A 285-nucleotide genomic window follows, 5' to 3' on the forward strand; every position below is an offset into this window, starting at 1 on the left:
GATCTAAAAAAGGGCTCATTGAGCCCTTTTTGATATTTGCTTTAGTTCGTTAACCGAGCTCTTAAGCGATTTCGAGCTTCTCAGCTTGGTTCTGCTCGACCATAGATAGTGCAAGTGCTTCTGCAACTTTGATACCGTCGATACCAGCAGACAGGATACCACCTGCGTAACCTGCACCTTCACCAGCAGGGTAGAAGCCCTTAAGGTTGATGCTTTGGAAGTCTTTTCCACGCTTGATACATACCGGAGAAGACGTACGAGTCTCAACACCTGTTAGTAGGCCAT

Annotated in this window: 1 pseudogene; it reads right to left on the minus strand. The window is 46.7% G+C overall.

What is annotated here, in order from left to right:
* Positions 1–61: 61 nt before the first annotated feature.
* Positions 62–285 (minus strand): annotated as a pseudogene (locus BCT81_RS05395) (hypothetical protein); the annotation flags it as partial.

It is taken from the genome of Vibrio sp. 10N.261.52.A1 (assembly GCF_002876325.1).
GTDB lineage: Bacteria > Pseudomonadota > Gammaproteobacteria > Enterobacterales > Vibrionaceae > Vibrio > Vibrio chagasii.